The sequence below is a fragment of the Tessaracoccus luoxuelianae genome (assembly GCF_055326245.1).
The window spans coordinates 41,711-52,287 of the sequence record NZ_JBUZNO010000002.1 but is presented as its reverse complement, the minus strand read 5'-3'; the positions used below and the strand labels follow the sequence as shown (position 1 = coordinate 52,287).

The 10,577-nt window shown below is 64.4% G+C and carries 7 protein-coding genes and 2 rRNA genes; all 9 read right to left on the bottom strand.

Annotated features, from left to right (window positions below; translation table 11 throughout):
* Positions 1–40: 40 nt before the first annotated feature.
* On the bottom strand, positions 41–1,738 hold the full coding sequence (recN, locus tag ACZK39_RS02870) for a DNA repair protein RecN (RefSeq protein WP_463612449.1): 1,698 nt from the start codon (positions 1,736–1,738) through the stop codon (positions 41–43).
* Positions 1,714–2,607 (bottom strand): NAD kinase, encoded by an 894-nt coding sequence (locus tag ACZK39_RS02865; RefSeq protein WP_182799567.1) that lies wholly within the window; start codon positions 2,605–2,607, stop codon positions 1,714–1,716. Before ACZK39_RS02865 ends, recN begins: the two co-directional genes overlap by 25 nt.
* Positions 2,608–2,619: 12 nt before the next feature.
* Entirely contained in the window at positions 2,620–3,336 is a 717-nt protein-coding gene (locus ACZK39_RS02860; protein ID WP_463612448.1) for a TlyA family RNA methyltransferase, read from the bottom strand.
* A complete protein-coding gene (locus tag ACZK39_RS02855) occupies positions 3,326–3,541 on the bottom strand; it encodes a hypothetical protein (protein ID WP_463612447.1) in 216 nt (71 codons plus the stop codon). Before ACZK39_RS02855 ends, ACZK39_RS02860 begins: the two co-directional genes overlap by 11 nt.
* Positions 3,538–4,527 carry an HAD-IIA family hydrolase gene (locus ACZK39_RS02850; protein ID WP_463612446.1) on the bottom strand — a complete coding sequence of 330 codons (990 nt, stop codon included), beginning with the start codon at positions 4,525–4,527 and terminating at the stop codon, positions 3,538–3,540. Before ACZK39_RS02850 ends, ACZK39_RS02855 begins: the two co-directional genes overlap by 4 nt.
* On the bottom strand, positions 4,527–5,534 hold the full coding sequence (locus tag ACZK39_RS02845; protein ID WP_463612445.1) for a hypothetical protein: 1,008 nt from the start codon (positions 5,532–5,534) through the stop codon (positions 4,527–4,529). The genes ACZK39_RS02850 and ACZK39_RS02845 overlap by 1 nt, the downstream gene beginning before the upstream one ends.
* Positions 5,519–6,811: a hypothetical protein gene (locus ACZK39_RS02840; protein WP_463612444.1), complete on the bottom strand. Its 1,293-nt coding sequence runs from the start codon at positions 6,809–6,811 to the stop codon at positions 5,519–5,521. The genes ACZK39_RS02845 and ACZK39_RS02840 overlap by 16 nt, the downstream gene beginning before the upstream one ends.
* 163 nt (positions 6,812–6,974) lie before the next feature.
* Positions 6,975–7,091 (bottom strand): 5S ribosomal RNA (rrf, locus tag ACZK39_RS02835).
* Positions 7,092–7,189: 98 nt separating this feature from the next.
* Positions 7,190–10,280: ribosomal RNA gene (locus ACZK39_RS02830) — 23S ribosomal RNA — on the bottom strand.
* Positions 10,281–10,577 lie beyond the last annotated feature (297 nt).

The following is a 10,577-nucleotide window of genomic DNA, read 5'->3' as shown; positions in this document are numbered from 1 at the left end:
CCGCGCCGGGGGTCGAAACGAGAACGTAACACCTTGGGCGTTACCGGTGGCGGGCCCTCTCCAGCAGCTCCGCGGCGTGCTCCACGCCCTTCTCCGAGGAGGCCTGGCCGCCCATCATCCGGGCCAGCTCCGCGGCCCGCTCGTCCTCGTCGAGCCGCCTGACCCCTGAGGTGGTGACCTGACCGTCCGAGGACTTGTGGACCACGAAGTGTGCGTCGGCGAAGGCCGCCACCTGCGCCAGGTGGGTGACGACGATCACCTGGGACCGCAAGGCAAGCCGCTGCAGCCGCCGACCGATCTCCAGACCCACGGCACCGCCCACCCCGGCATCCACCTCGTCGAAGACGAAGGTGTGGCCCTCCGCGCCCGAGGCGAGCACCACCTCCAGCGCCAGGCGGACCCGCGACAACTCACCGCCAGAGGCCACCTTGCCCAGCGGCGCGGGCGAGGAGCCCGGATTGGCTGAGAACAGGAGCTCGATCCGGTCCGCCCCGTGCGGTCCCAGCGGCGCCTCCCCCACTTCGAAGCGCAGCTCGGCGTGCGGCATGGCCAGCGCCGCGAGCTCGTCCCGGACCCGGGTGGACAGCTCGGTCGCGGCCCGTCGCCGGGCCTCGGAGATGGCGGCGGCATCGGCGGCCAGCTGCGCGTCCAGCTGGGTCAGGCGGGTGCGCAGCTCTGTGATCCTCTCGTCGCTCCCGACGAGCTGTCCAAGCCGATCCTCCGCCGCGTCGGCCCACTCCAGCACCTCCTCGACGGTGGCGCCGTACTTGCGGGTCAGACCGGCCAGCTGCGCGCGGCGCGCCCCCACCGCCTCCAGGCGCAGCGGGTCGGCCACAAGGTCGTCCAGGTAGCCCGCCACCTCGGCCGCCAGGTCGTTGGCCAGCATGCCCAGCTCCACCGCGCGCGCCGCGAGGGCGCCGGCCCGGTCGTCGCGGTCAGCCAGCTGCGCGAGCGCCTTGCGCGCCTCACCGAGGAGCGCGACGGCGCTGGGCGCGTCGTAGTCCGTCTCGGAGCCGCTGAGGTCCTGCTGGGCGAGGCTGCCGAGGCGTCGCAGGTCGTCGAGGTCCATGAGGAGCGATTGCTCCGCCGCCAGAGCCCGGTCCTCGCCCGGCTGCGGGTCGACGGACCTGATCTCCCCGAGCCCGAATCGCAGCATGTCGGCTTCGCGTGCCCGGGCCATCGCCTCGTTCTCGAGCAGGTGCAGCTCGGAGGCGGCGTCGCGGCGCTCGGCGTAGGCGAGACGGTAGTGCGCCAGCTGAGGGGGACGTGCATGGGCGTCGAGCAGGTCGCGCTGGCGGTCAGGGGAGGACAGGCGTAGCTGCCCTGACTGGCCGTGGATGGTGGCGGCGTCGCTGATCAGGTCCGCGAGCGCGGCGACCGGGACGCCGGCGCCCCCCACCACGGCCCGTGACCGCCCGGTGGCCGACACCTGCCGGAGGGTGATCACCTCACCGTCGTCCGCGTCTCCGCCCAGCCCACGGACGCGCTCCACCATCCAGGGGGGAAGGACCCACCGGCCCTCCACGACGGCACGGTCGCGGCCGCGGCGCACGATGCCGGCATCGGCACGCGCCCCCAACAGGTGCCCGAGCCCGGCCACGACCATGGTTTTGCCTGCACCGGTCTCGCCGGTGAGTGCGGTCAGCCCGGGGCCGAGCTCCAGCTGGGCCTCGTCAACCACCCCGAATGCCGTCAACCGCAGCGCGGCAAGCATCAGCGATCGCTCCGCTTCCGCCATCCGTCGATGGGGAGGGCGAACTTCTTCACGAGCCGCGTGGTGAACGGCTGCTCTCCGATCCTCGCGATGCGCACCTGATGACGGTGTGAACGCACGCTCACCCACTCCCCTGGGGCCAGATCGTGGCTGCGTCGCCCGTCGCACCACAGCATGCCGAGGGTGTGGGAGTCATCAGGGAGTTCGAGTTTCACCACCGACGAGGGGCTGAGCACCATCGGCCGGTTGAAGAGTGCGTGCGCGGCCAGCGGCACCACCAGCATGGCCCGGACGTCCGGCCACACCACCGGACCGCCGGCCGAGAACGCGTAGGCGGTGGATCCGGTGGGCGTTGCCACAAGCACGCCGTCGCACCCCCACCGCGACAGTGGTCGCTCGTCGATGCTGACGAGCACGTTGAGCATGCGCTCCCGGGCCAGCTTCTCCAGCGACACCTCGTTGACGGCCATCGAGGACCAGGTGAGGTCCCCCCCGGCGTCGCGCACCTCCACCTGCAGGGCAAGCCGCTCCTCCACTAGGTACAGCCGGTGGGCAACCACCCCTGGGAGTGCGTGGATGTCTGAGGGCTCCAGCTCGGCCAGGAATCCCACGTGCCCCAGATTCACGCCGAGCAGCGGCACGCCGAGCGGCAGCGCCCACTCGGCCGCTCGCAGGATGGTGCCGTCACCTCCGAAGACGACGGCCAGCTCTGCTGGGGTTCCGTCCAGCGGGTGGATCCGTGCGCTCGGCACCCTGCCCCGGAGCCGGTCGAGGTCGTTGGGGAAGACGATGAACCCGAAGCCCATGGCGTGAAGGTCTGAGATGAACTGCGCCGCCTTGTCGATGGCCTCATCGCGCTCCGGGTGGACGAGCACCGCCACAGTTCGTTGCATCACCCCTCCACCCTACCGAGTGAGATGCACGAAGTACTCCACGTTTCCGGACGCCCCTGGGAGGGCGCTGCGGGCACGCCAGCGCTCGCTCCACCCCAGCTCGTTGGCTGCCAGCACCACATCGTCGACGCAGCGGCGTCTGGCGTCGTCGTCGCGGACCAGTCCGCCGCTGCCCAGGAGTTCCCGTCCAACCTCGAATTGCGGCTTGACCAGCAGTAACGCCTCCCCATCGGGCGCCAGAACGGAGAGGAGTTGCGGCAACAGCAGGCGCAGGGAGATGAACGACACGTCGCCGACGACGAGGTCCACCGGCACACCGTCGATGTGGTCCAGGTTCAATGAGCGGAGGTTGAGTCCTTCGTGGACCCGCACCCGCGGATCTGCCCGGAGCGCGGGGGCCAGCTGCCCGTGGCCCACGTCGACGGCGTAGACCAGCGACGCACCTCGCTCGAGGCAGACCTGGGTGAAGCCGCCCGTGGAGGCGCCGGCGTCGAGCACGCGCCCCTGCACGGAGATCCCCGCTCCGTCCAGCGCTCCGATGAGCTTGTGGGCCGCGCGGGAGACCCACGGCTCGGCGTCGGCGGTGAGGACATCGGCTGGGCCGACGGGTGTGGACGGTTTCCTCACCACGCGCCCGTTGACGGTGGCGCGCCCATCGGCGATCAGGAGGGAGGCGTGTGTCCGCGACCGGGCGAGGCGGCGGTCGACGAGCGCTAGATCAAGCCTCACGGCCCATGCCGGGGATACCCGGCTGGCCAACGCCGGGGTCGTTGTTGAGCACGCCCGCGAGGACTGCCTGTGCCTCGGTCAATCTCGCGGTCTGCTCCTCCACAGGCAGCTCCTCGACGCCCTCGAGGCCGGCCATGACGCTGACGACCACCTCGCTGCGGCGCACGTCCGACGGCGCGGCGGCGCGCGGCGTGGGGACGCTCACCTGAGTGTGTCGAGGGAGTTCAGCACGGCCGAGATGTCGACGCCGTAGCGCCATCTGGCCTGCAGCCCAGCCCAGAGGGCATCGAGCTGCTCGTCCCGGGTCACCGGCTTCGTCGAGAGGTAGCCGTGGTCGTCCATGAGGTCGACTTCCTGGTAGCCGCAGACAAACCGCTGCCCGATGATCTCCACCTCGCGCGGAGGCTCCAGCAGGGCGGAGGCGTCGTAGCCGATGTAGGTGGGCCGGTACTCGGGTCGAGCATCGGCGAGGTCTGCCTTGCCGTGGGCACCGGTGAAGACGAACAGGGAATCCATGGCCACCGTGTTGGCGCCGAGAATGTCCGTGTCGGTGCGATCCCCGACGAAGATCGGGCGGTCCGCGCCGATGCGCCGGACGGTTTCGTCAAGGAGTGGACGAAATGGCTTGCCGGCGATCTTGGGATCCACGTCCACGCAGACCCGCACCACGGCGAGCTGCGACCCGAGGCCGGGAACGATTCCGCGGTCCGACGGGCGGGTGAGATCCGGATTGGTGGCGTACCAGGCGGCCCCTCGCTGAACCGCCAGGGCGGCCTCTTCGAGCCGATGCCAGGCGATCGTCGGGCTGTACCCCTGCACGACGGCGACCGGGTCATCGTCGAGTGAGCCGACGACGGTGAACCCGGCCCCGCTCAACTGTTCCTCGAGCGCGTTGGTCCCGACGGCGAGGACGCGAGATCCGGCGGGGAGGTCCGCCTCCAGCATGCGCAGCGTCGCCTGCGTCGAGTTGACCACGTCGCCCTCCTCCGCATGGATGCCGAGTTCCGTCAGGTGTTCTGCCACCGTCGCGGGGGTGCGTGCGGCGTTGTTGGTGACGAAGCCCAGGCGGGTGCCACGTGAGCGGAGCTCGTCGAGCGCCTCGGCAACCCCCTCGACGGCGTAGGGGCCCAGGTAGATCACCCCGTCGAGATCGAACAGCGCCGCGTCATAGGCGGCTGCCAAGGCCAGCATCAGTCCTGCTCCTCCTCCGCGACACCGCCGTCTTCGGCGGCCCGCTCCTCGTCCTCATCAGCGCCCGAAGGCTCATCCTCGCTGAGCTGCTCATCATCGACGCCCTCAGCCTCGACGTCACGCTCGGGCTCCGGCTCAACCTCCAGGTCGAGCTGGGGGTCCGGCTCGAAGTCGAGCTCCGGCTCAACCACCTGGAGTTCGGGTTGGTCGTCCTCGAGTTCGGGTTGCTGCGGCTCGGCCTCGGTGTCGCGAGAATCGTCGTCCTCGTCACCCTCGGGTTCGTCGCCCTCGAGTTCCGAATCCTCTGGCTCGACCTCGGTGTCGCGAGACTCATCGCCCACATCACCCTCGGACTCGTCGTCATCCTCCTCGTCAGGCGTGAAGTCTGGCAGGACCACACCGTCGAGCTGAGCGATTCGATCCGAGGTGTCCAGCTCCGCGCCCTGATCGAGGGCCGCCGCAGAGCTGAACCACTCCCGGGCTCCCTCCACATCGCCCTCCTCCTCGAGAAGGTTGGCGTAGGCGTAGCGGAGACGTGCCTGGCCGAACGGGGGCCCGACCTTGCGGCTGATCGCGGCCTGCAGAAGTCGCATTGCCTCAGCCCGCTGGCCGAGATCGGCGCGGATGCCCGCCTCAACCAGGAGGCACTCCATCCTCAGCCACATGTCCTTGGTCTTCGGATCGAGCTCGGCCAGGACCTCGAGGGCATCGCGCGGCCGGCCGAGGGCGCGTTCACAGTCGGCGATGACGGGGATCAGCTGATCGCCCCCGGACATCCGACGAATCGCCCTGAATTCACGCAACGCGATCGCGTATTCACCGGCAGCGTAGGCGGTCTCCGCGGCCGCCTCGCGGACGATCGGGAGCCGGCCCGCTCTGCGCCTCGCGGCCTCAGCGTGCCGGAACGCGAGTTCGGGATCCTCGTCCACCAGCTGACCGGCTGCCCAGATGTGGGCTCCGACGATATCAGCCAGGTCCTTGGGCAGACCCTTCAGTTCGGCGCGCACGCCCACGGGCAACTCGGACTCCACGAAGCCCGACGGCGTCGCCGGTTCGTCGATCTTCGGTGCTGTCCCGGGGCGATAGGTGCGTTCTTCGCCGTCACGCTGAGTCCGCTGCGGGCGGTCACCACCCTCGGGGCGTGATCCACCACGGTTGTCATCCCGACGGGACCCACCACGGCTGTCGCCACGGTTGTCCCACTGACGACGCTCACCATCCGGACGCAACCCACCACGGTTGTCATCCCGACGAGGCCCGCCACGGTTATCGCTGCGGTTGTCCCACTGACGACGCTCACCATCCGGACGGGACCCACCACGGTTGTCGCCGCGGTTGTCCCACTGACGACGCTCACCATCCGGACGGGACCCACCACGGCTGTCGCCGCGGTTGTCCCACTGACGACGCTCACCATCCGGACGCAACCCACCACGGCTGTCATCGCGACGAGGCCCGCCACGGTTATCGCTGCGGTTGTCCCACTGGCGACGCTCACCTTCGGGGCGTGATCCGCCGCGGTTGTCGCTGCGGTTGTCCCAGTGACGGCGTTCGCCCTCGGGGCGTGATCCGCCACGGTTGTCATCGCGACGGGGTCCGCCGCGGTTGTCGCTGCGGTTGTCCCACTGGCGACGCTCACCATCCGGACGGGACCCACCACGGGTGTCGCCGGGGTTGTCCCACTGACGACGCTCACCATCCGGACGGGACCCACCACGGTTGTCGCCGCGGTTGTCCCACTGACGACGCTCACCATCCGGGCGTGATCCGCCGCGGCTGTCGCTGCGGTTGTCCCACTGACGGCGTTCGCCCTCGGGGCGTGATCCGCCACGGTTGTCATCGCGACGGGGTCCGCCACGGTTGTCGCTGCGGTTGTCCCACTGGCGACGCTCACCCTCGGGGCGTGATCCGCCACGGTTGTCCCACTCACGCCCACCTTCGGGGCGTGATCCGCCACGGTTGTCCCACTCACGCCCACCTTCGGGGCGTGATCCGCCGCGGTTGTCGCTGCGGTTGTCCCACTGGCGACGTTCACCCTCGGGGCGTGATCCGCCACGGTTGTCATCGCGACGGGGTCCGCCGCGGTTGTCGCTGCGGTTGTCCCACTGGCGACGTTCACCCTCGGGGCGTGATCCGCCGCGGTTGTCCCACTGACGACGCTCACCATCCGGACGCGACCCACCACGATCGTCGTCCCGGCGCGGAGCCCCACGGTTCTCCCCGCCCTGGCGACCTCCGTGGTCGCGCTGTGGTCGGCCGTCGCCGGCGCCTCGGCGATCGTCACTCGGTGTGGAGTTATCAGTAGACATACATCCATCTTCTCAGGCAAGGCCAGTTCCGCCCAATCGCTCACAGCATGAGACGCCAGAAGTCGGCCGTGAGTCCCAGGCGAACTCTGGGTGTGGAAAAACAAAAAACCCCCTGACCGAAGTCAGGGGGTTTTTTAAGTCCGGCGGCGTCCTAGTCTCCCACAAGGTCCCCCTTGCAGTACCATCGGCGCTGAGAGGCTTAACTTCCGGGTTCGGGATGGGACCGGGTGTTTCCCTCTCGCTATGGCCACCGAAACACTATTGAAATAGTGTCGGTAATCCGCGACAGTTTCAGTTGTCGACGGTTCCCGACCGTATCTCGGGAACCTCACAGTGGACGCGTAGCATCTTTGTAGAACAAGCCCTCGGCCTATTAGTATCGGTCAGCTCCGTGCATTGCTGCACTTCCACATCCGACCTATCACCCCATGGTCTATAGGGGGCCTTACCAGATTATTCTGTGGGAGCCCTCATCTTGAAGCGTGCTTCCCGCTTAGATGCTTTCAGCGGTTATCACTTCCCAACGTAGCCAACCAGCCGTGCTCTTGGTAGAACAACTGGCACACCAGAGGTTAGTCCGTCCCGGTCCTCTCGTACTAAGGACAGCTCTTCTCAAGACTCCTACGCGCGCAGCGGATAGGGACCGAACTGTCTCACGACGTTCTAAACCCAGCTCGCGTGCCGCTTTAATGGGCGAACAGCCCAACCCTTGGGACCGACTCCAGCCCCAGGATGCGACGAGCCGACATCGAGGTGCCAAACCATGCCGTCGCTATGGACGCTCGGGCAAGATCAGCCTGTTATCCCCGGGGTACCTTTTATCCGTTGAGTCCTGGCGCTTCCATGTGCCACCAGAAGATCACTAGTCCCGACTTTCGTCCCTGCTTGAGATGTCTCTCTCGCAGTCAAGCTCCCTTGTGCACTTACACTCGAAACCTGATTGCCAACCAGGCTGAGGGAACCTTTGGGCGCCTCCGTTACCTTTTAGGAGGCGACCGCCCCAGTCAAACTACCCATCAGGCACTGTCCCTGATCCAGATAATGGACCTAGGTTAGATAACCAAAGTGACCAGAGTGGTATTTCAACGATGACTCCACCTGAACTGGCGTCCAAGCTTCAAAGTCTCCCACCTATCCTACACAAGTCACTCCGATCACCAATACCAAACTATAGTGAAGGTCCCGGGGTCTTTCCGTCCTGCTGCGCGTAACGAGCATCTTTACTCGTAGTGCAATTTCGCCGAGTCCATGGTGGAGACAGCGCCCAAGTCGTTACTCCATTCGTGCAGGTCGGAACTTACCCGACAAGGAATTTCGCTACCTTAGGATGGTTATAGTTACCACCGCCGTTTACTGGGGCTTAAGTTCAAGGCTTCGCCGAAGCTAACCCTTCCCCTTAACCTTCCAGCACCGGGCAGGAGTCAGTCCGTATACATCGTCTTACGACTTAGCACGGACCTGTGTTTTTAGTAAACAGTCGCTTGGGCCTGGTCTCTGCGACCCTCGACGCTTTCGAAGTAAATTCTAATACGTCTCAGGTCCCCCTTATTCCGAAGTTACGGGGGTATTTTGCCGAGTTCCTTCACCATGGTTATCTCGATCGCCTTAGTATTCTCTACCTATCCACCTGTGTCGGTTTGGGGTACGGGCGGCTAATATCTCGCTCACGAAGCTTTTCTAGGCAGCATAGGATCACTCTTACGATTACCAAAGTAATCGACCCATCATGTCTCAGGCACATGAAACGCGGATTTGCCTACGTTTCGCCCTACGCACTTAGCCCGGGGATATCCAAACCCGAGAAGAGCTACCTTCCTGCGTCCCTCCGCAGCTTGCCTAATACAAGTTTGGGTCGCAGACTCAGTCAACCTCGGTCCGAAGACCTCCGTTGACCTTGCGTGCTTAGCATTACTCGCCTCAGCATTGGCGATATTTCGCCGGTACGGGAATATCAACCCGTTGTCCATCGACTACGCCTGTCGGCCTCGCCTTAGGTCCCGACTTACCCAGGGCAGATTAGCTTGACCCTGGAACCCTTGGATATTCGGCGGACGGGTTTCTCACCCGTCATTCGCTACTCATGCCTGCATTCTCACTCGTGTGCTCTCCACGGCTGGGTTACCCCGCCGCTTCACTGTGCACACGACGCTCCCCTACCCATCCATACAACCTTACGGTCATGCGTATGAATGCCATAGCTTCGGCGGATAACTTGAGCCCCGCTAAATTGTCGGCGCAGAATCACTTGACCAGTGAGCTATTACGCACTCTTTCAAGGGTGGCTGCTTCCAAGCCAACCTCCTGGTTGTCTCCGCAACTCCACATCCTTTTCCACTTAGTTATCGCTTAGGGGCCTTAGCTGATGATCTGGGCTGTTTCCCTCTCGACTATGAAGCTTATCCCCCACAGTCTCACTGCCGCACTCTCACTTACCGGCATTCGGAGTTTGACTGATTTCGGTAAGCTTTTGGGCCCCCTAGACCATTCAGTGCTCTACCTCCGGTAAGAAACATGCGACGCTGCACCTAAATGCATTTCGGGGAGAACCAGCTATCACGGAGTTTGATTGGCCTTTCACCCCTATCCACAGCTCATCTCCTCGGTTTTCAACCCAAGTGAGTTCGGGCCTCCACGACGTCTTACCGTCGCTTCACCCTGGCCATGGATAGATCACTCCGCTTCGGGTCTAGAGCATGCGACTGAATCGCCCTATTAGGACTTGCTTTCGCTACGGCTTCCCCACACGGGTTAACCTCGCCACATACCACTAACTCGCAGGCTCATTCTTCAAAAGGCACGCCGTCACCCTTGCGGGCTCCGACGGATTGTATGCGATCGGTTTCAGGTACTATTTCACTCCCCTCCCGGGGTACTTTTCACCTTTCCCTCACGGTACTTGTCCGCTATCGGTCACCAAGGAGTATTTAGGCTTAGCGGATGGTCCCGCCAGATTCATGCGGAATTTCAGGGGTTCCGCATTACTTGGGGTTACGCTCGAGAGTGAATAACTTACGTCTACAGGAGTGTTACCTTCTTTGCTGTGGCCTTCGCAGCACACTTCGACTTCGTTAATCATTTTTTACTCTCTGACTGCTTGACAGCACAGTCTGAACGGCCCCACTACACCCCAATTGCAACGCCTGTCAGCTATCACACAATTGAGGTTTGGCCTCTTCCGCTTTCGCTCGCCACTACTCACGGAATCACGGTTGTTTTCTCTTCCTGCGGGTACTGAGATGTTTCACTTCCCCGCGTTCCCTCCAACTGCCCTATGTGTTCAGGCAGAGGTTGCCGGACATGACTCCGGTATTTCAAGGTTTCCCTATTCGGAAATCCTCGGATCAAAGCTCGTTTACCAGCTCCCCGAGGCTTATCGCAGGTTACAACGTCCTTCTTCGGCTCTTGGTGCCAAGGCATCCACCGATCGCACTTAGTAGCTTGTTAATCTACAAAGATGCTCGCGTCCACTGTGAAGTTCTCAAGATACGGGCGGGCCCAGGCTGGCCGGCATCATAGATGCCTTTCGACCTGGTCCGCGTTGAAAGGGGTTGCTTGCGCAACCGACCCTTCAGGACCCAACAGCGTGCTCAGGTGTCGCTTCGACTGACTGACTTTCCACTCCTGATTGCTCAGGTTGTACTGACAGACCGACTCCACTTCACTTAATGGTCAATGTTCCACGATTCCGGTGCCTGCCTGACCGAAGACGAATGCTTCGGAATCAGACATTGGACTGAGACG